Here is a 25,233-nt window from a genome sequence, read left to right on the forward strand (position 1 = left end):
CTTTGGAATGAACGCTACTTTGCCGATGATTTGAGCTTCATGTGGTTTTCATCTTTGAAATGAACGCTACTTTTCCGATAAATTAAGCCACTTGTGGTTTTCATCTTCGGAATGAACGCTACTTTTCCGATGAATGAGCCACATGTGGTTTTCATCTTTGAAATGAACGCTACTTTCCGATAAATTAAGCCACTTGTGGTTTTCATCTTCGAAATTAAATAAACAACTTTACAACTGTATCAATAGTAAGAAAAAATAATATTCCTCCCTCCAGATAATTTTAACTAGGTTGAAATTCCCTTACAGAAATTAGCTTAAAGGAAACAAAATAAAGGCATAACCATATTGGTTATGCCTTCGGTTTTCCGATCAGCGATTTACTGTTTTAAATTACTGAAATTATATATCACATTATTCCGACCCGTCAACTAGTAAATGAAAATAATTTAAAAATAGCCCCGCAATCCTACTTAAGCATTACAGGGCAACTCTATTATTTTAATTCCTTTATAAAAGCATCCACTTCTTCTTCTTTTGTAGCCCATGACGTAACAAGGCGAATCGCAGAATATTCGTTATCAATTTTTTGCCAAATATTGAATTGATAATTCTTTTGTAATTCTGCTATTGTCTTAGTGGAAACAATCGGAAATACTTGATTTGTGGAAGAATACGTTAAAAAAGAATATCCCTTCTCTTCCAATGCATCTTGTAATTGTTCTGCCATTTTATTGGCATGCTCCGCTAATTCGAAGAAAAGATTATCTTTAAATAGTTCGTAAAATTGGATTCCTAGTACTCTTCCTTTTGCTAGCATCGCTCCCTTTTGCTTAATATGATAACGAAAATCCTCCTTCAAGGAATCATTTTTTATCACAAGGGCTTCTCCCATTAATGCGCCATTTTTCGTTCCACCAATATAAAACGCATCTAATAACTTCGGAAAATCACTTAAACGAAGATCATTGTCTTTTGCACAAAGAGCAGATCCTAATCTCGCACCATCCATATAGAAAATCAAGTTATTCTTTTGACAAAACGCACTTAATAACTCAAGTTCCTGTTTAGAATAAATAGTTCCTATTTCAGTTGAATTGGATATGTATACTAGCTTCGGCTTAACCATATGTTCATCTGTATGCTCATCAAGCACATTTTGCAGCAAGTCTGGTGTTAGCTTGCCATTTTGTGTATTAACCGTTATAACTTTATGCCCTGTAGCTTCGATCGCTCCTGTTTCATGAACAAAAATATGTCCAGTATCGGCTGCAATAGCTGCTTCATGCGGTCTTAGAAAGGCAGAGATTGCAATTAGATTTGTTTGCGTTCCTCCGACCAAGAGATGAACATCTACTTCATCACTATTCATTTTTTCTTTTAAAACATTCATCGCTTTGTTAGAAAAGGAATCTTGTCCGTATCCTATTTCTTGTTGTAAATTGGATTCTATCAATGCCTGGAGAATTCTTGGATGTGCCCCTTCACTGTAATCATTGTTAAAACTATACATGGACGTAACCTCCTTTTTAAAAAATATTTTCTCATAAAAAGATTCTTCTTGTCACGAAATGTTTTACTCTTCTATAGAAAAAGTGCCAAACAACCTAATTAAATCCTCTTTAGGTGTTTGACACTTTTTAATTAATTATTGTACTTCATCTAACAGAATAATCGCTTCTGATTTGGAATGAACGTCCAGTAATTTCCCTCTAAAATTCTCGTCCATTAATTTACGTGATAGCATTTGTAATATTTTTAAATGCGCGTCTCCCGCACTTTGTTCTGGCACAGCAATCATAAAGATTAATTTTGCATCTGTCCCATCTAAACTATTCCAGTCTACACCACTCCGTTTAATACCAAAGGCAACTGCTGGGCGTTTTACTGCATTTGACTTACCATGAGGTAGAGCAATATTCATTCCTAATCCTGTAGAGCTTTGTGCTTCTCGCTCTAGTATAGCCTTTTTATACTCTTCCTTCGAGTGCAAAATACCTGCTGCTTCAAATTTTTGAATTAGCTCATCTATTACTTCATCCTGTGTTTCTGCAACTAAATTTGTTGTTATTAAATCTTCGCTTACAATATCGATTAATTTTGTAATTACTACTGCCTTTTCTGTCTCTTCTTTTGTTGCAGCAACTTCCCTTTTGTCCATTCCTCTACTAACAGGAAGATCAACTGCCACTTCTTTTTTCAATGCATTAACCATAAAGGCTGTTACTAAAACACCCGCTAATGCTGCGATAAAGAACATTGCTACATTATCAACTGCACCTAATACTGCTACAATTGGACCGCCATGTGCTACTTTATTCCCCACATTTCCAATCATTGCAATTACAGCACCAACCATCGAACCTGCCATAATACTAGGAATTACACGTAACGGATCTTGAGCAGCGAATGGAATTGCTCCTTCTGTTATACCGAATAGTCCCATTGTAAAAGATGCCTTACCTGCTTCCCTTTCATTCGGAAGGTATTTCTTCTTATTAATAAACGTTGCAAGTCCCATTCCGATTGGCGGAATACAGATCGCTACTGCAATAGGACCCATAATGTCATAATTTCCTTCTGCAATCATGGCAGAACCGAATAAGAAAGCAACTTTGTTAAACGGACCACCCATATCTACTGCAATCATTGCCCCTAGAATAAGTGCTAATAAAATCGAACTTGCTCCTTGCATTCCTGCAAGCATACTAGTTAAACCTTCAAAAACTTGTGCTACTGGAGCACCAATAACAAATATAAATAACAGCCCAACAATAACAGATGATACAATTGGAATAAAAATAATTGGCATAACTGGTAGAAGTGCTTTTGGCACTTTTATCTTTTTAATCCCTAATGCAATATAACCTGCTAAGAAACCAGCAATAATTCCTCCAATAAATCCTGCACCTGCTTCACTACCGTAAAAACTACCGTTTGCTGCAATATAGCCACCAATCATCCCGGGTACAAGTCCTGGACGGTCAGCAATACTAACAGCAATAAACCCTGCTAGGATCGGTACCATAAACATAAAGGCTGTTCCACCAAGACTCTCAATCTGTTTCCAAATCGAATCTTCTGGTATGACAATTCCTCCTGGTGTCTGTTCCCCGCCAAGTGTAAGAGCAAGTGCGATAAGCAAGCCTCCCACCACAATAAACGGAACCATATAAGATACACCATTCATTAAATGTTTATAAATAGGATTTTCCTTTTGTTTACGTTGTCCTTTAATCTCATCTGCTGATTTCAATTCTGCCCGGTATACGGGCGCATCACCATTTTGAATTCGTTTGATTAAATCATGCGGGTTACGAATTCCTTCTTTTACCCCAGTAATAATCACTTTTTTTCCAATAAAACGGTCTTTGGGAACCTCTTTATCTGCGGCAATAATAATGCCATCCGCTTCTCTGATGTCTTGCTCAGTCAAAGCATTTTCCACACCAATAGAGCCTTGGGTTTCTACTTTCATTTCAACGCCTAATTCATCTCCAGCTTTTTGCAGGTTTTCTGCAGCCATGTATGTATGAGCAATACCAACTGGACAAGCTGTAATCGCTAAAATCTTCATGATCTATTCCTCCTAAAACCTATTCATACGCCTCATGTAATTGCTTACATTTCGATTATAAACCCATGTCCCCTTTCCAATAATCTTAATTTTTACCAGACTTGTGGTAAAAATTAATTATTGGAAAATGATTTATATGGAAAACATTTAGTTTAACTAAACGCTATTCTAGAAGCATAGGGTGGTTCCAAAGTATGGAATAGAAATAAGAAGTACTTGCTACTTGCACACAACGGATACCAGAAGTGAAGAATTTATTTTTTAATGAAATCAAGCACACCTTTAATATCCGTAAGTTTTGTAATTCCACTCGCAAATTCAAGATTCTCGCTATAGAATGCAATTTGGCCAACTACCGCACGATTAAGATTTTGATCCTCTTTTGATATAGCTAACAAAAATATGACGGAAACATATTCACTGCCCCATAGAATCGGCTCTCTTAATATAGCAACTGCAATCGCAGACTGATTGACCATTTCTGGATCCCCATGGGGAATCGCAATATTTCCACCAATTGCTGTAGCTGACTTTCTTTCCCTGTTTAGAGCACTATGTATGAATTCCTTCTGAATCAATCCCTTTTGAAACAAAGTATTTGCTAACATTTCAATTACTTCATATGGATGGGCTTTATCTATTCCTAGATGCACCAAATCACCACGAACCAATTTAGCTAGCTGTTTACTATCTTTACTACTGTTTTCTTTTTTTTCTTCCATCTGTTGAACAAATTTATTTAACTTTTCCTTATCCTTTCCTTCCAAGAGAGGCGAAATAACAACAGATGGAATCGAAATATCATCAAGAGAAATGGTTGAAATGATAAAATCTATTTGATTGTTTTTTATAAATTCATGAATGGAGGCTTTTCCAATACAAGCCAATATATGAATGTCTGAATAATGCTGCTTGATTTTTGCCTCTAATAAATGAGAAATACCTACTCCTAAATGACAGACGATTAAAGAGTTTTTCTTTTTCCCTCTACTTCCTTCTAATCTCTCAATTGCTGCTTGAAAGTGAAGTACTAGATAGGCAGCTTCATCTTCAGGTACATCTAAATCATAAGAACTATTTGCTTCCTCTAAAGCAAAAATGACCATATTAAACATATATGGGTACATTTTCTTAATGTCTGATAAAAGAGGATTGCTAATTGGAAACCCATATCTTAAACGGTTGATAACCGAATACATATGAACGGCAAGTCCTTTCGTAAGAATGGAATCCTTTTCAAAAGGATAGGCAGTTAATTCACTTAACCTTTTCGTTATATCTTGAATGATGCTAAGCAATAAACTATCTTGAAAAAAGGCGTGTTCTTCCCTATCTCCCACTCTTTTTCCACTAATTAAATGCCAAGTAAAATAGATCCGTTCATTGTCCGGAAATTTCATAGAAAACGACGCTTCCAATTGCTTAAAAAACATTGCAGCATATTCAAATTCTTTATAGGATGCTACATATGCTTTTTCTTCCTCCATTACGGTAATGGGTGATTTTTGTCTTGTTCGCTTCACCATAATAAGCGCATGGACAACTAGACTATCAAAAGTTTCGTCCATGAATTTGATTTCAAATTGATCCTGCAACTTATGTAAAGCCCGTTTTACAGTTGTAATTTCGTACGGTAAAAACAAATCAAGCACATAATTTTTTTCAATGGACACAGAAGTTATCAACTGTGGTAAATGTGCTAAAGCATTCCTCCTCTGCAGTTCAGTACCTTGAAGTAGATTTCCTAGTCGCGGTTTGGATACTAATTCCAAATCATAATCCACTAACCACTTTTCAACAAATTCCAACTCGTTCTTAATTGTAGCTTTCGGTACAAAATAACGTTCCGCTAGACTCTGTAACGTAACCGGATTTTCTGAAACAAGTAATAAATAGGCAATCTCAATTATTCGCTCTTCCATTGCTTTATGGTTATGGAAAAATTGCTGTTGCAAAAGAGTAGTTCTATCTTCTCTATCTATTTCAAGTGTAATGCCAATACCTGGCTGTCGTTTAAGCTTCGCACTAGGAAAATGGGTTAATAATTGCTCCATTTTATTTAAATCATTACGGACTGTTTTTTCTGAACAGGCTAATCGTTCGGAAAGATCTACTATATTCCAAGTCTCCCCTTCTTTCGAAAGTAAGGTTTGGAGTAGAGCTTTTTGTCTATCATTCATGTAAAACACCTACTTTTTTAGGCTGTTTCGCAAAGATTTTTGCTTTATGGAAAACACCAATCTTCTCAAAAACAGCCTTTATTCATCAATAAAAAGTGTAGCTTATTCGATAGATGAATACAATTTTATTTTTCACCAGCTGGATAGGCTTTTTTTCTCCCTGCTAATGTTATTTTTCAATTCATCTGTACATTTTGAACTAGAAACTTGTTATATATTTGTAGAGATGATGTTCTGCTTTGTCCCTCATTTCACAAAACCTTTATTTTTAAAAGTAAAAAAGGGACAATACTTAAAAATCTTAAGTAGTAATCCCTTCTTTGAAGATTATTTTGATATAAACATTTGTGTCCAATAGTTTCCGCTTTGGTAATAGCCTACCCCAATTTGCGTAAAACTTTTGTTTAAGATATTTGCTCGATGACCGCTCGAATTCATCCATGCCTGTACGACTGCCTGTGCACTTGTTTGTCCTTGCGCAATATTTTCTCCAGCAGATTTATAACTGATTCCATATGCTTTCATCATATCAAATGGTGATCCGTATGTTGGACTTGTATGGCTAAAATATTTCTTCTGTGCCATATCCATCGATTTGTCCCTAGCTACTCTCGATAATTCCCAGTTTTCCGTTAATGCAGGCAGACCATTCTTTTGCCGTTCCACATTGCAAAGTCTAATTACTTCACGTTCAACTGTTTTGATAGAATCGATATTGGGAATTGTTAATTTTTGATTAGGATAAATCAAGCTAGGGTTTGAAATTTGCGGGTTAGCAGCAATAATTTCCCTTAAGCCGATTTGGTATTTTACAGCAATTTTCCACATCGAATCTCCGCTTTTAACCGTATATGTATCGGCGAATACCATCGTTGGGAGCGTTACTAAACATAAAAATAAACTAACCATTGCCATTACTTTTTTCATATTTTCACCTCCTTCTGAATAATAAGGTGTGCACTAAATTTTATTCTTATCCTTTCTTTCCGCTATTTTTTTTGATTTCCCATCTATTTTTCAAGTAAAAAAGCAGAAATCAGATTTTAGTAATAAAATCTGATTTCTGCTCCTATTTCACCATAATATGTGATTTTCCTTAAGCTGGATCGAATTTAAAATAATTGAATAATAAATAGGATAGCCATACACAATCTTGATGATGCCGAATGTTTTCGATTAGTCCTTTTAATAAGACTGGACTTAATGTTTTCTCTTTCATCTGCTCGGAAAGCAAAACAAGAGAGTCTTTCACATAAACATCATTCACTTCTTCTATTTTTCCTTTTAAGAGCTCTATCAGTTCCTCTTTTGCAGCTACTTTTTTCGTAAGGGAATGATGCAGCATCTGATATAAATCTTCTGTAAAAAACGGCGATTTCGTATGTGTAGCAAGAATATCTGTTTTCTCCACAAGTGATTTTGCAAACATATGTAATTCAAAATCAATCGAATCATTATGATTTAAGACGATATGTGTATAAGTATTAAGAAAACCTTTAATACTAAACACTAAATCATATTTGATTAGTTGTTTTGATTGACCATACACTTTTTCAATCATACGCTCAATCGTTTTTTCGAGTAAATGATCATAATAAGTCATTTTCTTAATAAATTCTTCGTTAATCGCAAGCGCTTGCTCTTTTATAAAAATCATAGCAAAACTAGAGTTTTCCTTAAATGTTAAAAGGATTTCGTGATAAAAATGATAAAGTGCATCATCCTCATTATTGACTGTGTAGTCAAGTTTGGCGATGAACTGTTCCATAAAATAATCAACTAACGCCATTATCAACTCATCCTTAGACTTAAAGGATAAATAAAAGGCACCTTTTGATATGCCACAATGCTCTGTTATTTGTTGAACGGAAGTCGCTGAAAATCCCTGTTTCGCAAATAGTTCTATTGATTTTTCCATAATCAGCTGTTTTTTTGTCATGCTCATCCACTCCTAGCGCTATTGTTGACATATGACTACTTAGTCATTTATTATAGGTAAATGAGTTAGATTAGTCAATAAAGGGAAGGTGTAATATGAAAGGTTTAGTAAATTTTGTGTTAGGTAACAAACTGGCGGTTTGGCTACTAACCATTATCATTACCGTGTCAGGTATCTATTCTGGTACAAGAATGAATATGGAGACCATACCAAATATCTCGATTCCTTACTTAACTGTAATGGATGTTTATCCGGGAGCTACTCCGGAAAAGGTGATGGAAGAAGTATCCATGCCGATAGAAAAATTAGTGGAAAATCTAGAAGATGTGAAAGCTGTTTATTCGAACTCTTATTCGAACATGGCAAATGTTCAATTAGAATATGAATATGGCACAGATATGGATGAAGCAAAACGTGCTTTGCAATCCGCTCTAGATAACCTCACCTTACCTGATGATGCACAGGAACCTACAATCACAGCCATCAGTATGAATATGATGCCAGTTGTAGCGTTAAGTGTTAGCAGTACTGAAGAAGATATTACAGAATTAACATCAACTGTTGAAGAGATTATCCTTCCAAAGATTGAAAAGATTGATGGTATTGCTTCGGCAACTATCACTGGACAACATATCGAAGAAGTAGATTTAACATACGACAAAGAAAAAATGGCACAATTGGATCTAACAGAAGATACAGTAAAAGATATGATTCAAGCAAGCAACTTGGCTGTTTCCTTAGGACTTTATGAGTTCGAAGAAGGCGAACAAGCGGTTGCAATTGATGGAAAGTTCATGACAGAAAAAGAGTTAAAGAATATGCTTATCCCTGTAACTCCATCAGAACAGAATCCATCACCATTCGTTAAGCTCAGCGATATTGCGAAGATTGAACTTGTTGGGAAAGTAGAATCTGTCTCTCGTACAAATGGTGAAGATGCAATTGCCATCCAAATTGTTAAAGGACAGCAAGCTAACACTGTTGATGTCGTTAACAGCGTTAAAGATTTAATTGAAGACGAACAAAAGAATATCGATGGATTAGTTATTGATGTTTCACTAGATCAAGGAGCTCCAATTGAAGAGTCTGTATTTACAATGATTGAAAAAGCAGTATTTGGTTGTTTAATTGCGGTATTGATCATTTTGCTATTCCTACGTGATTTTAAATCAACGATTATTTCCATCATTTCCATCCCAGTTTCTATTTTCATGGCATTATTGCTATTGAATTGGATGGATATTACGTTAAATATTATGACACTAGGTGCTATCACCGTTGCGATCGGTCGGGTAATCGATGACTCCATCGTTGTTGTGGAAAATATTTACCGACGACTGCACCTTAAAGAAGAAAAATTAACAGGCCGTGCATTAATTAGAGAAGCAACGATTGAAATGTTTAAACCAATTCTTTCTTCCACTTTAGTAACAGTTGCGGTATTTGCACCATTAATGTTTGTCGGTGGAATGGTTGGAGAATTATTCCGTCCTTTCGCTTTAACAATGGCATTTTCACTTGGTGCATCCTTACTTGTTGCAATAACAATTGTACCTGCTCTTTCACATTTCTTATTTAAGAAGAAATTATATGGAGAGAAAGTAGTAAGTAATCATAAAGAAGCCGGCAAATTGGCGAATTGGTATAAAGGCATTCTTGAGAAAGCTCTTAATCATAAAATTATTACTTCTATTATTGCTATTGTTTTATTAGCTGGAAGTATCGCTCTTACTCCTTTAATCGGCTTTAGCTTCTTAGGAAGTGAAGAAGAAAAAACAATGTATATCACTTATACTCCTGAAACAGGCGAATTAAAGGATGAGACATTAAAGAACGTTTCGGAAGTAGAAGAAAAAATGCTTGATCGAGATGATATTGATATTGTTCAATTATCTATCAATGACACAGCAGATGCTCAAAGTGCCATGATGGGCATGGGAGCTGGCGGTGCGCTTATGTACCTAATCTTCGATGAAGATATGAAAAACTTCCCAGAAGTTCGTGATGACATTGAAGATTACATTACAAATATTGATCAGTCTGGCGAATGGAAAACCCAAGACTTCACATCAATGGGTATGTCAACAAATGAAGTAAGCTATACATTCTATAGCGAAGATTTAGATAAGCTTAATGAAACAGTGAAAAAAGCAGAAGACATTTTAAAAGATAATGACAAATTAGAAGATGTTTCGACTACTGCTGAAGATGCCTATGTAGAATATACATTTAAAGTTGATCAAGATGAATTATTGCAGTATGGCTTAACAGCAGGTCAACTTCTAATGATGCTAAGTCCAGATAATACAAAGGATATTGTAACAACAATTGAAAAAGATGGCGAAGCTTTAGATGTTATCGTTCAACAGGAAGAATCAGCACAGCCTAAATCAATTGACGATATGCTAGATACGGAAATTCCTACTGCGACAGGACAAATGATGCCACTATCAGAGCTTGTTGAAGTGGAAGAAGGAACTACCTTAAATACACTTTCCCGCAGTAAAGGAGAGTATTATGCAACTGTTTCAGGAAAAATTCTTGGTAGTGATGTTTCCAAAGTAACAAGTGAAGTGGATAAAGAAATTGATAAAATCGATTTACCTAAAGGCGTTACAATAGATGTTGCTGGTGTAGCAGCAGATATGAATGAAACATTTACGCAATTAGGAGTTGCGATGATTGCAGCCGTTGCGATTGTATACTTTATTCTGGTCGTAACATTCCGTGAAGGGGTTGCTCCATTCTCTATCCTATTTAGTTTACCATTTGCCGTAATTGGATCCTTCGTAGGGCTATATATAGCAGGTCTAACCATTTCTGTTTCGGTTATGATGGGATTACTAATGTTAATTGGGATTGTCGTAACAAATGCGATCGTATTAGTAGACCGAATCATTCATATGGAACGTGACGGAATGAATATGCGTGAAGCGATTCTTGAAGCAGGCTCCACTCGTCTTCGCCCTATTCTAATGACAGCAATTGCAACAATCGGTGCATTAATTCCGTTAGCAATTGGTTCTGGTGGTAGTGGATTAATCTCCAAAGACCTTGGGATTACCGTTATTGGTGGTTTAATCAGTTCTACTTTATTAACACTCGTTATTGTCCCAATTGTATACGAAGTTCTTTCCAAAATATTTAAGAAAAATCGTAAGGATATAGACGAAAGCTAATATACTTTTTACCCCAAGCCAGTGAAGATGTTCTTCACTGGCTTTTTGATATCCTTAAGCTTTTATTATATTCATCAACATTTTTGGAACATTTCTCCATAAACGCCACTATGGAGGTTGCCGCTCAGCATTTCTGTGTTCATCTGCTTGATGAAAACCACTTTTTGCTTTGTTACCCTGCTTTTTGGTTTTCATTCGCTTAATGAACACCACTTTTTACTTTGTTGCTCTGCTTTTTGGTGTTCATCCACTTGATGAACACCACTATTGGTTTGCCGCTCAGCATTTCCGCTTTCATCCGCTCGATGAACTCCCTTATTCCTGCTGCCAATTTACATTCCCCCACAATAAAATGGATTCACCATGTTTCTTCATAAAAACACCCAAACAGGAAAAACTAATTTCAATATTACAACGGAAAGGATTTTGTCATGAAAGTACATTGTTCAAATGAATATGATCCATTAAAAACGGTGATCTTAGTTTCTCCCGAATATATGGCTATTAAAGTTCCTATCAACGTTATTCAAAAAAAACATGCAAAGAAAAACATCGACCGAAAAGTTGCCGAAAAACAACATGAAATGTTTATTGAAAAGCTGCAAGAAAACGGGGTCCAAACAATCCTTCTTCCTTCTGTGGAAAAATTGCATGAACAAGTTTTTACAAGAGATATTGGTTTCACATTAGGAAATCAAATTTTCGTAGCAGAAATGGCGCGAGATGTAAGACGTGGAGAAGAAAAAATTTTAATAGACTATTTGCAGGAACAGGAGATTACTTATACAGATATTAAAGGAAATATGATTGAAGGTGGAGATGTTATCATTGACGGTAATACTATTTATATTGGCATAAGCCAGCGGACAAATGAATTTGCTATCCGTCATTTACAAACATTACTGCCATCTTATGACGTCATCGCCGTTCCATTTACAGACACGTATCTTCATCTTGATTGTGTTTTTAATGTACTTTCTCCGACAGAAGGAATAATATTTCCAGGAGAGTTTCATAAGGAGAAGGAAAGAATGCTACGAAATCGCTACGATCTCATTCATGTAAGTGTAAAAGAACAAGCAACATTAGGTACGAATGTATTATCCATCGGTCACAAAAAAGTTATTAGCTTACCAATGAACGAAGGTGTCAATAAAGAGCTTCAAAAGAGAGGCTATGAAGTAATCGAGGTAGATTTTTCTGAAATCATTAAATCTGGCGGCTCCTTCCGCTGCTGTTCTATGCCTTTGCTGAGAGAACCATAAATAATACGTTACAATCTTTATTAAAAGTACAAACAACAGCAGGGGCCAGTCCCCCCTGTTGTTTGTAAAAGCAGCTCTTCCTTTACTTTTTTTGTCTGTCTAGCATTTTTCTGAGATTATTCAAACTAATTTCAATGCTTTCAAATGGCGTTCTTCTTGTGGCATCCTGTTCGATGATCCACCAATGTATCTCTGCTTCTTCTCCTTTTTCAAGAATTGCTTGAAAATTAATACTTCCTGTACCAACCGCTGCAAAGAATTGTTCTTCATCCGTTGTCATATCTTTTAAATGAACAAGCTTCGTTCTGTCTTTGTATGTAGCAATCCATTCCGCTGGATCATACCCTCGCTTCGAAAGCCAGTATACATCTAGCTCTGCAAAAACTAATTTGGAGTCAGTTTCTTCCATTATCGTATCTAATGCCGTTCTTCCATCATGCAATGTATCCAATTCAAAATCATGATTATGATAACAAAGAGAAATTCCTGCTTTTTGGCACTCTGCTCCAGCCATATTTAAGAAAGCAATTAGTGACAGATAGTCCTCTTCCGTTCTTTTATCAGGTAAAAGATATGGGCATACTAAAAACTTACTCCCTAATTCTAACTGGTCTTGAATGACTTGGGTTAGATTACTCTCTAAATCAGCTAAGGGCACATGACACGCAGCTACTTGAAGATTTAGTTCATCCAGTAATTCCTTTAATTTCCCCACAGGAATCCCGCCATACCCCGCAAGCTCCACTCCTTGAAATCCAAGGCTTGCAACCCTACGGAGTGTCTCACGGAAATCCTTTTCACATTCATCTCTTAACGTATACATTTGGATGGCAATTGGTATATTTTTCACTATGCTTCCCCCTTCTTTTAATCAACCAACTATATAACTACTAAATAAAGTATCCACCTATCATTGTACAAGAAAACGCTACCACCACATAGAAAAAGATGGAAAACGGTTAATTTTTTCTGTAAAATAAACAAAAATAACTAGGAGGTGTAGCCATTGGAAAAGCATATTAGAAAGGTCATTGAACAAGCAGAAAAAGAATTTGACATAAAAGTGCTATATGCTTGTGAGTCTGGTAGTCGCGCATGGGGATTCCCCTCGAAAGACAGTGATTATGACGTTCGCTTTATTTATATTCATCAACCAAACTGGTACTTATCAATTGATCGCAGACGAGATGTGATCGAAATACCAAACCATGATGTATTATCCATCCCTGTTGACCCATTATTAGATATGAGCGGTTGGGAACTAACGAAAGCACTTAAGCTGTTTCGAAAATCCAATCCGCCTTTATTAGAGTGGCTTCGTTCAAACATGATTTACTATCAGCGTTTTTCAGCCATTGAAAAAATGAGAAAGCTTGAAAAGGAAATATTCTCTCCTACTTCGACCATTTATCATTATTTAAATATGGCGAAAGGAAACTTCCGAGAATATTTACAAGGGGATACTGTTCGGATTAAAAAATATTTTTATGTATTGCGCCCTGTTCTAGCTGCCAAATGGGTGCAGACTTCCCAAACGATTCCTCCAATGGAGTTCGACACCTTAGTACAGAAACTTATCCCAAACGGAGTCCTACGCATAAAGATTGATACATTATTGGAAAGAAAAAAATCCGGAGAAGAATTAACACTCGAACCAAGAATTAACCTTATCAATGAATTTTTAGAAAAAGAGATAAATCAATTAGAGATCTTTGCAAAAGGTTTAGCAAAAAAACAAATGGATCCAACGGAACAATTGGATCAGCTTTTTCGTCATACTTTGAATGAAGCTTGGGACGATTAAAAGGAGGTCTTAGAAAAAGTTATGCTTTTGCAAAAAATACTTTTTCAATGACCTCTTTTTATTTTATGAAAAATACTTTGTCCTAATTAAAAAGTTATCGCTACATCCTTTGCTCGAGCAATTGCATTCGTTTTAATTTCTTCCGCTTGTTCGGGTGCTAAATCATGTCCTTCCACAAATAAACCTTGGAAATCAGTAATACCAAAAAAGCTCATCAATGTCTTTAAATAGCGATGTCCCATTTCCTTATCAGCAGATGGACCATGAGAATAGATCCCACCACTTGCTTGAATATGAAGAACTTTCTTATCAGCAAGAAGTCCCTTTGGTCCTTGTGCAGTATATTCAAACGCTTTTCCAGCTACTGCTACAGAATCTAAATAAGCTTTCATAACTGGAGGAAATAATAAATTCCATAATGGCGTAACAAAAATATATTTATCTGCTTCAACGAACTGTTCACTTAGCTCTGCCAATCGACTAACTTTCGTTTTTTCCTCATCAGATAGCTGATCAAAGCCACTTCCAGATTGCAATTTTCCCCATCCTTGAAATACATCTGCATCAATAGAAGGAATGTATTCTTTATATAAGTCAATCTGTGTTATCTCATCCTCTGGATTAGATGTTTTATATTGATCCATAAATGCTTTACCCACTGCCATTCCATATGATTTAGATTCATCAAATGGATTTGCCGTAATATATAATACTTTTGCCACTGTATCCCGCTCCTTTGGGAGTAATCTTAAATATCTTCCCTTTTACTATAGTGCTGAAAGTTTCTATATTCAATGGTAGTAGGCATATGTTACTGATATTGTCACATTTCAAATAATCGTTATCCGCTAAAGAATACTATTCCTTAAAATAAGGATTCAAGTGAATTAGCACTTCATCAATATTGTCATGTTTTGCCATCAGCTTCTTTTTTATTTTTCTAGATAAATCATGACCTTCCTTAATCGTTTTATCATAATCGATGGAAATACGTAAATCGACTAATATATAATGGCCATGTTCTCTAGCACGAAGACGATCAATCCTTTTTACTTCAGAGAAGGAAGAAATTATTGATCGGTATTCTGCTAAAATTTCTAAATCTATATTTCGCTCCAGTAAAATATCAAAAGCTTCACTTACCATTTCCTTTGCAATTTTAAAAATTAGATAAGCGACGATGATCGTTGCGATTTTGTCCCCATAAAGTAGTGCGTTAATCGCTAACTTTTCCCCAAGGATAGATAATAAAACACCTATTGCGGCTGCAATCGATGCAACAATATCCGCCTTATGATCATAAGCAATTGCTTCAATTGCTTTACTACTTTGTTCTTTAGCAATCTTTTTACTATATCGGTATAACAACACTTTCGAAATATACGAAATGACAGCAACCCACATCGCAATCAAACTTGGTGTTGTGATTGGATGAAAGAAACCTATCATCGCTTCATACACCAAATAAATAGCGACCCCTAGAAGAAGCATTCCAACTATTCCAGATACAATTATTTCTGCTTTACCATGACCATATGGATGCTCCTGATCAGCAGGTTTATTGGCAATACGGATAACTACTAAAACAATGACAGAAGCAAAGACATCTGCCGCAGAGTGAATTCCATCAGCAAAAACAGCATCACTATTCCCCAAAAAGCCAACTATTAATTTTCCAAGTGTTAAAATAATATTGCTAATAACACTAATCCACGCCACTCTTTTAGCTAGTGATTCTCTTGATCCCATTTTATCAACCTCATTTATCATTTCCAATAATTTCAATATGTACAAAAAAGTCAACCTAACTATCTTAGCAGAAAAGAAATCAGTGGGTCTAGAGAAAAAAAGTTGGCTCTTTACAAATTAATAATTTACCATTCATTAGGAATTTATTCGATTATAGGTGCAAATAATAATGTAGATAAATTCTTTTTACAATACATACGAGTTTTACAAAAAGACCATTATAAGCCTTATAGTATGTGCCTCACGATTCATTATTTTCTAATAAAGTAATGAAAATTTACAATTAGGATGGTTAAGATGACAACTATTTTTGAAGCATTAAAAGATTATCTACAATTGAATCTAGATATGGAGCCAAAAAATCCGCTTCATGTAGGGGAAGTGATGAGTTGCTGGACTTATCTCACCATCATGGATGAAGCCAATATCTATATTCAAGTTGCCTTAAATACAACAACAGATGATGATGTTATCAAATCTCTAGAAGACAGCTATAAACAATGTGATGCGCAAGGTCAAAGATTCCGAAACTTTCTGATGGAAGAAGGAATTCCATTGCCACCAACTAGTGAACACCGACCGCTTTCTAATGCAAATGCTGTTCCACTTGGAGTTAAAATGACAGATGATGAAATTATGAATGGATTAAGTATAAAAACAGTTGCCGCAATCACCCATTGCGCAGCATCTGTCTCTCAAAGTGTACGGAATGATGTAGCTACCATGTTTACACAATGCATGTTAGAAAAAATGAAATTTGGTGCAAGTCTAAAGGATTTAATGAGAAAAAGAGGATGGATTAAAGTTCCTCCTTATTACTATCCACCTGGTGCGCCAACTAACTCATAAGAAAAATTGAATAATTAATACGCTCAATCTATAAAGCAAATGCAAGGCCCCAGCACTTTGTTTTAGCAGGGGCAGAGTATCCTTTTAAAAACTTATGGACATTCTTTATTATATTTTTTTGTATGAAAACTATATTTATTGATTATTTTTTTCCAATAATAAAACATCCATAGCTTTGTTTTTTCCCACCTATATACCTTTGCATCTGTCTGCTGTAATTCTTCCCATGCAGACTCTAATTGGTTTGCCTCTAATAATCTTTTGCTGTAATCTAATTTTAATTTTGATAAATACAAATCGATATAGGGCATTTCTTCTTTATGAAGAAGGTTTTCGAGTGAATAAATAATCGGATATCGATTTAATATTGTCAAATCAGTACATACACTGTTTTCTAAACCGCGATAATATATCGCATAGCTTTCATTTTTGTATGCAATTGGATAGTTCATTCCTATCCGTAACCACATATCTTGGTCTTCTCCAAGAGGTTCTCCTTCTTTAAATAAACCTATTTCTTCAAAAACTTTCTTCCGGACAGCGATGGCAGAAGAAATAATCGGTAAATCTTTCAATGTTTTTTCTACATAGTTTGTAAATACGCCTTCCCACTGTACTGGTGTTTGATAGATAGTGGGGAATGTCTTTTTTCTAGTTGGTAACTGAATTTCATAGCTTGTCGCATAGGCACCACATTCAGGATACTTGTCTTGTAAATGTATAATGGTCTCAAGAAATCTGGGTTTCCATTCATCGTCTGCATCTATAAAAGTAATTAAGTCAGCAGTTGATGCAAGAATCCCTTCGTTTCTCGCTGCTGAAGCCCCTTTATGCTCCATCTTACGTACAGAAATTCGATCGTCTATCCAAGTTTCTGCTTTTTCTGCGCTGCCATCTGTCGAGCCATCGTCTACAATAATAATCTCAAAGTCTTGGAAAGTTTGCGACAAAATAGACATGATTGTGCGTTCAATATACGGTGCTTTATTATAAAGCGGGATAACTACTGAGACAGCGACCATCTTGCACCCTCCCAATTTTTCATTGCTAGTGATTGTGCATCTTTTATGGATAGCTTCGGATGGTGATAGCAGCCAGCTACAATTTGCTCAAGAGCATGCCATATATTTTCCTCAGCAAACGAATGGGATGATATAACATAATCTTCCGCTGCCTGAATCTGTTTCGCCCATCCATCACATTTTGGGTGGTAGGATAAAATGATGGTTGGCGTATTTGTGATATAGCCAAACACAGCACTATGCAATCTCATTCCTATCAACCCTTTTAACGATGCAACGGTACGTAGCATATTCATTGGATCCTTATCATAAGATAAATGTTTGATTGGTATATTGGTTTGTAATTGTTCGATAACCTCACGATGGATGTCCTGATCCCCAAAGATAGGATGACCATTAAAATCTATAAAGACCAATTCTTCGATTTCCTCATCATTTAATCCATTTAGAACATTTACTATTTTTTTTACTCGCGTTTTTTCTAACCTTGTATCTCCACCAATATATCTTTCATAATGGCATAAGGAAATACCTAGTCCTTTTCTTTTCCGCTTTCCTGTAAAGTCTTCGCCCGTTACAAGGGGTAAAAGAACTGCCAAATCAAATGTTACCTCTGCATTAATAGTAGGGGTCAGAGAACGAATTAATTCATAGCTTTCCTCATCTCTGCAGCCGATATATTTAAATTTCTCAACAAGCTTCCTGCATGCATCTTTAGCAGCCGAATCTCTAAACGGCCCGAAGGATACCCCAATCGCAGCTGCTCCCTTCCCTCTATTCAAATCGATTAAATCCCCATCTCTCGTCATTTTATCTGTTGAATGAAAAACGGAGCCACCGCCAAATAAAATAACATCACTGCTATAGCACTGCCTGTAAAGTCGTAATAAATTTTCATTGCGTTCTTGTTCTTCTTGAACAAAAAGTGCTTCCATTTCAGCATTTAACGGAAGATAAGGTTTTTGTATGCATGTCCCATATATTTCTTCTCCACTAAGAAATTGTCTGCTACCCCAAGAGGATACTAGTAATAATGCATCATCGCCGCCATTCTGTTCTCCGTAATATCCTGAAAGAATAATCTTATTCATCTAAGTACTCCTCCTACCTCTCCGATTCTCTTAACATTATATGGACAATCCATTAAAACGTGACCACAAGCAAATATTTGGACATATTGCTATGGTCCGATTTTCTATGGACAAGAATAGAATGTATAGTAACTATTAGGGAAAGGACATGATGCTGATGACATTAAAGAAGAAAAGAAAGATACTTTTTATTACAAAAAACTGGGAAAATGGGATAGAAAGAAATACACATTATCTAACAGAAGAGTTAAAGAAATATGCTGATATAAGAACTTGGGAGGAAGATGGTAATATTAGTGAAACGTTACAAAAAATGAACTTTCAGCCTGACTTTATCCTAGTAAATGATTTACGCCCTACTCGCTCACCCAAAGTAACTGGCTTAAAGAACTGTAATATTCCATTCGGAATAATCATGCATGATTTAAACTATCAGATGGATAAAAGAAGAGCTTTCGTTAAAGACAATAATGTAAAATACATCTTTACGCATTATAGAGATACATTCTTGGAATGGTATCCAGAATTTAAAGATAAAATGATATGGTTTCCTCACTATGTAAATATCGATGTATTTAAAGACTTTAAACAAAAGAAAACGATTGATTATTTAATGATGGGTGCAGTACATCCTACTATCTACCCATTACGTCAAAAAATACTCGATGAAATGAAAAATCTTCCTAATTTTACGTATCATGCACATCCGGGCTACTTTCACAAACAATATGACGAGAAATCATTTATGGTAGCTAGCAGTTTTGCACAAGAGCTTAATAAAGCAAAAATGTTTTTCACCTGTGATACTGTTTATCATTATACAGTAATGAAATATTATGAAACCCTAGCTTGCAATACTCTTCTCTTAGCTCCTTGTACGCAAGAAATTAAAGATTTAGGATTTATCCCTGGCGTCCATTTTATTGAGATCAATGAAGAGAATTTTAAACGGAAAGCAAAATATCACTTAACCCATTACGAAACGCTAGGAAAAAAGATTGCTTTAAACGGATACAAAATGGTACGAAAAAAGCATTCTGTACAGGCTCGTGCGAAACAGCTCCTAGACCATATCGAAGTGATTCTTTCTAAAGAGGGAGGAATCAAATAGTGAATATTTTATATCTTGGTTATTTAGGAGTCAATAATATAGGAGACGAAGTTTGTTATGAAGCATTTGCTCAAGCATGTGAAAGATGGCTTAACGAAGAATATACTTTATTCTCTTATCCAATAAATTCGACTAAATCACTGAAAGAATTTTATGCAGAAAATCCATTCGATCTAGTTGTTTTAGGAGGCGGTTCTTTATTTCAAGGTCATTTTTTTATTGATTTAGCGTTAGAAGCAATTGAAATGAAGCTTCCTTTATATTGCTACGGAACAGGTATTGATTATATGACAGAAGAAACAGTAGAATCTTTTAAAAAGGGTGACTTCCAGTTATCTTCAACCACTTTTAATAACAAAGAGATTAATAGAGAAAAAATTAAAAAAGTAGTTGAGTATGCCACATTCGCCGGACTAAGAGGCCCACTTACACTAAAATATATTAAAGCATTAAATCCCTCACCAGCAAGCAATTATCAGACAATCGGTGATTCTGGCATGCTTTTCACTCCCGAAAAAGATGATTATATTAAAAGAAAGTATTTAAAAGATCTTAGTAAAAAAATCATTGCTGTCAATTGGGGCACCACTCAAAATATTTTGTTTGGCTATGATGAATATAAATTAAAAAACCAAATGATTGATGCATGTACAAATCTTTTAAAAAAAGGCTATCAAATCGTTATTTTCCCAATGTGGAATAAAGATGTTCCTTCTTGCATGGAGCTATATAACAGTATTAAAGAGAAGGGAAAAGTAACCTTCATTCCAGAAGTATGTACAGCTACTCAAATTTATCATTTCTTATCCATTTGCCACTTTTCTCTTAATCTAAAGCTTCACGCAAACGTACTTTCCGCATCAAGTGGCACTCCATTTATCCAATTAGCATATCGCTCAAAAGGAGTGGATTTCGCAGCCTCCATCCATCAGTTACCTTATACGTTATTAACAAATACAACGAAACTGGCAGAAACCATTGAAAGGAAAGAATATTATTTAACAAGCAATAAAAATCGAAAAAAAATCCGTTTAGCGAAAGAAAGAATTGTAGCTAGACATAAAAACTTTATAGCATCATTGAAAAAGTAAAAAAAAAAGGATGTTCCAAGCGGAATATCCTTTTTTGCATGATGCAGAGGGATTGGTGATAAAGGTATTTGTTAAAATCTATTAGTATAGTTATTATTGCCGTTTATCTCTTTTCTCTTCTTTCGTGCAGAAAAATATAAATAGAAGCTTTCTAACCTTCCCTTCCTGTTTTTAGTTAATCTCTAACGAAAGGGTATAGAAAACTTCTATTTTTCTCTTATCCTATTTTTCATAGTCACTGATCTGTTTTAAGCATAGCTCGTAAACGTCCACTTCTTGATACAATTTATACCATTGAATTGTATAATATACAGTTTGGTCAATGTCCCATTTTGGATGCCAATCCAAATAATACTTTGCTTTATTTATGTCCAAGCTAAGAAGCTTCGCCTCATGTTCTGTGGATTGTGCCGTATCTACTTCCCATGTTCCACCCTTCCACTGTCCCACTATTCTTTCCACTAATTGTTGTACTGTCGTTACACTATCTGCTTCGGGACCAAAATTCCAGCTTTGGGCATATTGGGTTTTACCTTCATATAGAAAAGCACCTATTTTTAAATAACCAGAAAGAGGCTCTAACACATGCTGCCATGGACGTATAGATTGGGGTGATCGTAATTTAATAGATTGCCCCGATAATAATGAGCGAACACAATCAGGAATAATTCGATTTTCCGACCAATCCCCACCTCCTATCACATTCCCTGCCCGTACAGAAGCTATCAGCTTGCCATGACTATGATAGGACTCAATTGGAAAGAAAGAATGCTGATAAGAAGAAATTAATAATTCGCAGCATCCTTTGCTTGAGCTATATGGATCATATCCTCCCATCGGATCTGTTTCACGATATCCCCATACCCACTCTTTATTATCATAGCATTTATCACTTGTTACCATTATTCCCGCTTTGACTGACGGGGATTTTCTAATCGCTTCTAATACATTCATTGTACCCATTACATTCACTTCATACGTATACACTGGGTCTCGATAGGACGGCTTTACCAATGGTTGTGCAGCCAAATGGAAGACAATCTCTGGTTGGTATTTTTTAAAAACAGCTTGTAGTTTAACAGCATCACGAATATCTCCTCTTATGTCCTCCATTTTATTATTCAAATCAGTCAATTCAAATAAGCCCTCTTCCCCAATCGGATCTAAGGCATAACCAATTACATTTGCACCTAGCTTCGTTAACCAAATAGCAAGCCAGGAACCTTTAAAACCTGTATGACCAGTTATAAGAACCTTTTTATTTTTGTATATTTTTTGCCAATCTGTTGTCATTGTTACACCTCCACTCCCTTAATGATACTTATTTTTATACCAGGCAATCGTTCTCTTAATCCCCTCTTCTACGGAAATAGTGGGAGACCAGCCAAGAATTGCTTGAATCTTTGTTATATCCGGAATAGGAGCATTTCTTTCATTTTCCCTTTTCGGAATGGCACCATAAAGGGGAAATTGCTTTGTGTCTAAATGCTGATAAATTAAATCAACAAAATATCGTAAAGGATGAGCTGCTCCAGAAGCAATATTTAAAATCATATTAGTATCACCTTCATATGTGGCTGCAAGGATTAAGCCATCAATAATATTTCCAACATAGGTATAATCCCTGTATTGATCACATGTCGTTAATTTCACCTCTTCTTCACGAAGTACTTTTTCAATAATATGCGAAAATAATTTGTGGTTATCCTCTGCTTCCCCAAAAATATTAAATGCCCGTAAGGTGATAATCGGCAGCTTATATTCTTGTGCTAATTGATGCGATATTATAGTAGAAGCTGCTTTGGTGCTTCCATAAATATCGACTGGCTCCAATAGCATATCTTCATGAATCTTTTCTTTCTTATCACCATATTCGGAACTGCTACCTAGGCAGATGATTTTTCGACAATTTGTATCTTTCGCTGCAAATAATATATTCATGGTTCCCACTATATTCGTATCAAGAGCAAGTAGATCACTTCGATTATTCGGATTTGTTCCATAAGCTGCTAGATGAAAAATATAATCCGGTTGATATTCGTGGATAATTCGGCAAATTTCGGTGCGATTTTGAATATTTGCCTCATATATTTTTAAATGAGGCAAATATTCTTGTACCCTCCATGGACTCGACTGTTCTCTAACAATTACAGCAATAGATACATTTTCTTTCATTAATTGTTTAATAAGATGAGAACCAATAAAACCATAAGCGCCTGTTACTAGTACTTTTTTATTTTTTAATTTCATGGCATTCACCTCTTAAAAGGAGGCGATGGAATAAGGATTTTTTGCTTTATAATCGGCAGGAACATTTGCGAAGAATTGGGCATTATTAGAGAGACTAGTTGAGAGTTCGTTTAATTTCATTAAATACGGATTATAGATGTTCATTAAAATGGAGGACGAAATATTGACTTCTTCTAGCTTCCATAAATCGAATTCCTTCTCATTCAACATTAACAGGCTACCAAAATGGAAAAATACCAATGGATTATTGTCAATATATACTTTATTCTTCTGAACTGTTACTTCTTGTTCTGTATTATTTAAGATACTATTCCATGGAGCAGCGTTAATTCCTGGATTGTCATTTACTTTAATATTGATAAATAATTCTGGAATGCGATCCAAATACAATTGATCTCCCCATGATTTTCGTTCATCATTATAAACATCCGAGCATTCTTCTAAGCATTTCTTTTTCCACCAATTTAGAATCTTCCTACTGTTTTTTTCATTTTTGAATCCGATAAATCCAGCTTGATACTGTCCATGGAAATGTTCCAATAAGTCCGTTCCTCGTTGACGACATAGATAGACAGAATATCTAGCGAAGTCATCTATCACAGAAATTGGGTTTGAGAAGAAGTATAAGTCACTATCACAATAGAATAAATGGTCAATATCGGAGTGAGTTGCTAATAAATGTTCCATTAATGTCGCTTTTATTGTCCAGCAATATTCTTGAAGAGTTCGTTGTTGTTTTAATTCTTTTAATTGCTCTGTTTCGATTAATTCTACAGGAATTAAGGAAACATTTTTCAAATTCAAATTAGATAGAAAATCATGGGTTTCTTGGTCCATTGTACATATCCACAAATGAAAATTATCTATCTGCTTACTAAGCGAATCGTACATCGCAAGTCCTTTAACCAAATATTCTTTACTGAATATCGAGGTTAATAGCAAATAGTTATTATACTTTATCATTCTTCTTTTTAACTTTGTGGAATGATATTTTGTTTTTGCTTGAATAAAGTCATTTGTCGATAACGTTGCTCTAATTATTCCGGGATAACTATTTTGATAAGAAGTAATTAATGTTTCTAAATGATCAAGGTATGGTACATAAATATAATTCATAATTTCCGTCTGAATAGTTAATTGATGCATATTCCATAAGTCGAATTTGTTACTGTCATAAATCGTAATACAAGAAAAATGATAAGCAACAAGTGGATCATTATTTACAAAGACTTTATCTTCTTGCATAGAAATTTTGAAATCATTATTATAGATAATATTCCAAGGAGCAGCATTTACACCTAAATTAGTAGAAATTCGCACATTATCGTACATAATTGGGAGCTGATCTAAATACTTTTGATCTCCAAATCTGCCATTGTTCTCAACAGCACCGCACCATTCTAAACATCTATCTTTCCACCATTGAACAGCGGATAGCCCCGTCTTATCTTTTCTAAAACCAATTATCCCAGCTTGGTACTTTCCAAACTTTTGCTCTACCCATTCTAGATCTCTTTGTGGTGTCAAATAGATGGAAGCAGATCCCCATTCACTAAAAATACTTTCTGGATTGGAGAAGAAATATATATCGCCGTCACAGTACAATACTTGTTCGATATCATTATTTTCGAGAATATAATCAATTAAAAAAGATTTCAATGTCCAGCAGTATTCATTTATCTTTCTTTCTTGTTTAACAGCTCTTAATTGATCATTTTCTATTTCTTCTACTTTAATCAGATGCATATTTTTTAGATTTTTTTCATTTAGAAACTTATGCGTAATGGCATCCGTACAACAAACCCACAAATTAAAATTATCACTATTTTTAACAAGAGACTGATAAACAGCCATAATTTTAATGCAATATTCTTTCCCGGCAATGACGCAAAAATTTTGATTTGTCGACGCAATTTCCTCTGCTTGAGCTTTCGTTTCTTCCTTTATTTTCACTACTGCTGCTTGTTTTGCTTGTTCTTGTTTGAGGGCTGCTTGTTTTGCCTGCTCTTGCTTGAGGGCTGCTTGTTTTGCTTGCTCTTGCTTGAGGGCTGCTTGTTTTGCTTGTTCTTGTTTGAGGGCTGCTTGTTTTGCTTGCTCTTGCTTGAGGGCTGCTTGTTTTGCTTGCTCTT

General features: G+C 35.2%; 20 protein-coding genes. 6 read left to right on the forward strand and 14 right to left on the reverse strand.

Translation table 11 applies throughout. From position 1 onward, the window contains the following. Positions 1-493 precede the first annotated feature (493 nt). The 5 genes from RTL21_RS17625 to RTL21_RS17645 form a co-directional block, all read right to left on the reverse strand. Positions 494-1,510, reverse strand: a complete 1,017-nt coding sequence (locus tag RTL21_RS17625; RefSeq protein ID WP_312097697.1) for a threonine aldolase family protein — start codon at positions 1,508-1,510, stop codon at positions 494-496. A gap of 135 nt (positions 1,511-1,645) precedes the next feature. Next, complete coding sequence (locus tag RTL21_RS17630) at positions 1,646-3,574, reverse strand: fructose-specific PTS transporter subunit EIIC (RefSeq protein ID WP_312097699.1); 1,929 nt, start codon at positions 3,572-3,574, stop codon at positions 1,646-1,648. Between the two features lie 254 nt (positions 3,575-3,828). Further along, entirely contained in the window at positions 3,829-5,754 is a 1,926-nt protein-coding gene (locus RTL21_RS17635) for a BglG family transcription antiterminator (protein ID WP_312097700.1), read from the reverse strand. Between the two features lie 327 nt (positions 5,755-6,081). Then, on the reverse strand, positions 6,082-6,681 hold the full coding sequence (gene safA / locus RTL21_RS17640) for a SafA/ExsA family spore coat assembly protein (RefSeq protein WP_312097701.1): 600 nt from the start codon (positions 6,679-6,681) through the stop codon (positions 6,082-6,084). Between the two features lie 169 nt (positions 6,682-6,850). After that, positions 6,851-7,693 carry a TetR/AcrR family transcriptional regulator gene (locus RTL21_RS17645; RefSeq protein ID WP_312097702.1) on the reverse strand — a complete coding sequence of 281 codons (843 nt, stop codon included), beginning with the start codon at positions 7,691-7,693 and terminating at the stop codon, positions 6,851-6,853. A gap of 95 nt (positions 7,694-7,788) precedes the next feature. On the opposite strand from RTL21_RS17645, the gene RTL21_RS17650 reads away from it, so the two are divergent. Beyond that, positions 7,789-10,872, forward strand: a complete 3,084-nt coding sequence (locus RTL21_RS17650) for an efflux RND transporter permease subunit (RefSeq protein ID WP_312097704.1) — start codon at positions 7,789-7,791, stop codon at positions 10,870-10,872. 199 nt (positions 10,873-11,071) lie between these two features. On the opposite strand, the gene RTL21_RS17655 is transcribed toward RTL21_RS17650, so the two are convergent. Then, the gene (locus RTL21_RS17655; RefSeq protein WP_312097706.1) at positions 11,072-11,203 is read right to left on the reverse strand and encodes a hypothetical protein; all 132 of its coding nucleotides are present in this window, start codon (positions 11,201-11,203) and stop codon (positions 11,072-11,074) included. Between the two features lie 100 nt (positions 11,204-11,303). On the opposite strand from RTL21_RS17655, the gene RTL21_RS17660 reads away from it, so the two are divergent. After that, entirely contained in the window at positions 11,304-12,137 is an 834-nt protein-coding gene (locus RTL21_RS17660; protein ID WP_312097707.1) for a dimethylarginine dimethylaminohydrolase family protein, read from the forward strand. Positions 12,138-12,219: 82 nt separating this feature from the next. Here the strand turns inward: RTL21_RS17660 and RTL21_RS17665 are convergent, their stop codons facing one another. Continuing rightward, positions 12,220-12,987, reverse strand: a complete 768-nt coding sequence (locus RTL21_RS17665) for a sugar phosphate isomerase/epimerase family protein (RefSeq protein WP_312097708.1) — start codon at positions 12,985-12,987, stop codon at positions 12,220-12,222. Positions 12,988-13,143: 156 nt separating this feature from the next. On the opposite strand from RTL21_RS17665, the gene RTL21_RS17670 reads away from it, so the two are divergent. Further along, on the forward strand, positions 13,144-13,941 hold the full coding sequence (locus tag RTL21_RS17670; RefSeq protein ID WP_312097709.1) for a nucleotidyltransferase domain-containing protein: 798 nt from the start codon (positions 13,144-13,146) through the stop codon (positions 13,939-13,941). 86 nt (positions 13,942-14,027) lie between these two features. Here the strand turns inward: RTL21_RS17670 and RTL21_RS17675 are convergent, their stop codons facing one another. Both RTL21_RS17675 and RTL21_RS17680 read right to left on the reverse strand, forming a co-directional pair. Continuing rightward, a complete protein-coding gene (locus RTL21_RS17675) occupies positions 14,028-14,663 on the reverse strand; it encodes an FMN-dependent NADH-azoreductase (protein WP_312097710.1) in 636 nt (211 codons plus the stop codon). Between the two features lie 136 nt (positions 14,664-14,799). After that, on the reverse strand, positions 14,800-15,690 hold the full coding sequence (locus tag RTL21_RS17680; protein WP_312097711.1) for a cation diffusion facilitator family transporter: 891 nt from the start codon (positions 15,688-15,690) through the stop codon (positions 14,800-14,802). 297 nt (positions 15,691-15,987) lie between these two features. Here RTL21_RS17680 and RTL21_RS17685 point away from each other — a divergent pair, with 297 nt between their 5' ends. Further along, entirely contained in the window at positions 15,988-16,539 is a 552-nt protein-coding gene (locus RTL21_RS17685; RefSeq protein WP_312097713.1) for a DUF3231 family protein, read from the forward strand. 92 nt (positions 16,540-16,631) lie between these two features. Here RTL21_RS17685 and RTL21_RS17690 read toward each other — a convergent pair whose 3' ends face one another. Together RTL21_RS17690 and RTL21_RS17695 are read right to left on the reverse strand one after the other, a co-directional pair. Continuing rightward, entirely contained in the window at positions 16,632-17,561 is a 930-nt protein-coding gene (locus RTL21_RS17690; RefSeq protein WP_312097715.1) for a glycosyltransferase family 2 protein, read from the reverse strand. Further along, the gene (locus RTL21_RS17695) at positions 17,543-18,652 is read right to left on the reverse strand and encodes a polysaccharide pyruvyl transferase family protein (RefSeq protein ID WP_312097716.1); all 1,110 of its coding nucleotides are present in this window, start codon (positions 18,650-18,652) and stop codon (positions 17,543-17,545) included. The genes RTL21_RS17690 and RTL21_RS17695 overlap by 19 nt, the downstream gene beginning before the upstream one ends. Before the next feature lie 151 nt (positions 18,653-18,803). Here RTL21_RS17695 and RTL21_RS17700 point away from each other — a divergent pair, with 151 nt between their 5' ends. Together RTL21_RS17700 and RTL21_RS17705 are read left to right on the forward strand one after the other, a co-directional pair. After that, complete coding sequence (locus RTL21_RS17700; protein ID WP_312097717.1) at positions 18,804-19,763, forward strand: glycosyltransferase; 960 nt, start codon at positions 18,804-18,806, stop codon at positions 19,761-19,763. Beyond that, the gene (locus tag RTL21_RS17705) at positions 19,763-20,854 is read left to right on the forward strand and encodes a polysaccharide pyruvyl transferase family protein (RefSeq protein WP_312097719.1); all 1,092 of its coding nucleotides are present in this window, start codon (positions 19,763-19,765) and stop codon (positions 20,852-20,854) included. The genes RTL21_RS17700 and RTL21_RS17705 overlap by 1 nt, the downstream gene beginning before the upstream one ends. A gap of 222 nt (positions 20,855-21,076) precedes the next feature. Here RTL21_RS17705 and rfbG read toward each other — a convergent pair whose 3' ends face one another. From rfbG to RTL21_RS17720, 3 genes are all read right to left on the reverse strand, one after another. Further along, positions 21,077-22,147: a CDP-glucose 4,6-dehydratase gene (gene rfbG, locus RTL21_RS17710; RefSeq protein ID WP_312097720.1), complete on the reverse strand. Its 1,071-nt coding sequence runs from the start codon at positions 22,145-22,147 to the stop codon at positions 21,077-21,079. Between the two features lie 18 nt (positions 22,148-22,165). Beyond that, positions 22,166-23,104 carry an NAD-dependent epimerase/dehydratase family protein gene (locus RTL21_RS17715; protein WP_312097721.1) on the reverse strand — a complete coding sequence of 313 codons (939 nt, stop codon included), beginning with the start codon at positions 23,102-23,104 and terminating at the stop codon, positions 22,166-22,168. Positions 23,105-23,116: 12 nt separating this feature from the next. Beyond that, positions 23,117-25,233: cell envelope integrity TolA family protein (locus RTL21_RS17720; RefSeq protein ID WP_312097723.1), on the reverse strand; the 2,117-nt coding region annotated here is incomplete at its 5' end.

Source organism: Niallia sp. (assembly GCF_031978665.1).
Lineage (GTDB): Bacteria > Bacillota > Bacilli > Bacillales > Cytobacillaceae > Niallia.

Coding starts and splice junctions, on each gene's coding strand:
- RTL21_RS17625 (WP_312097697.1), bottom strand. CDS start 1,510: ATGTATAGTTTTAACAATGATTACAGTGAAGGGGCACATCCAAGAATT.
- RTL21_RS17630 (WP_312097699.1), bottom strand. CDS start 3,574: ATGAAGATTTTAGCGATTACAGCTTGTCCAGTTGGTATTGCTCATACA.
- RTL21_RS17635 (WP_312097700.1), bottom strand. CDS start 5,754: ATGAATGATAGACAAAAAGCTCTACTCCAAACCTTACTTTCGAAAGAA.
- safA (WP_312097701.1), bottom strand. CDS start 6,681: ATGAAAAAAGTAATGGCAATGGTTAGTTTATTTTTATGTTTAGTAACG.
- RTL21_RS17645 (WP_312097702.1), bottom strand. CDS start 7,693: ATGACAAAAAAACAGCTGATTATGGAAAAATCAATAGAACTATTTGCG.
- RTL21_RS17650 (WP_312097704.1), top strand. CDS start 7,789: ATGAAAGGTTTAGTAAATTTTGTGTTAGGTAACAAACTGGCGGTTTGG.
- RTL21_RS17660 (WP_312097707.1), top strand. CDS start 11,304: ATGAAAGTACATTGTTCAAATGAATATGATCCATTAAAAACGGTGATC.
- RTL21_RS17680 (WP_312097711.1), bottom strand. CDS start 15,690: ATGGGATCAAGAGAATCACTAGCTAAAAGAGTGGCGTGGATTAGTGTT.
- RTL21_RS17685 (WP_312097713.1), top strand. CDS start 15,988: ATGACAACTATTTTTGAAGCATTAAAAGATTATCTACAATTGAATCTA.
- RTL21_RS17690 (WP_312097715.1), bottom strand. CDS start 17,561: ATGGTCGCTGTCTCAGTAGTTATCCCGCTTTATAATAAAGCACCGTAT.
- RTL21_RS17695 (WP_312097716.1), bottom strand. CDS start 18,652: ATGAATAAGATTATTCTTTCAGGATATTACGGAGAACAGAATGGCGGC.
- RTL21_RS17700 (WP_312097717.1), top strand. CDS start 18,804: ATGCTGATGACATTAAAGAAGAAAAGAAAGATACTTTTTATTACAAAA.
- rfbG (WP_312097720.1), bottom strand. CDS start 22,147: ATGACAACAGATTGGCAAAAAATATACAAAAATAAAAAGGTTCTTATA.
- RTL21_RS17715 (WP_312097721.1), bottom strand. CDS start 23,104: ATGAAATTAAAAAATAAAAAAGTACTAGTAACAGGCGCTTATGGTTTT.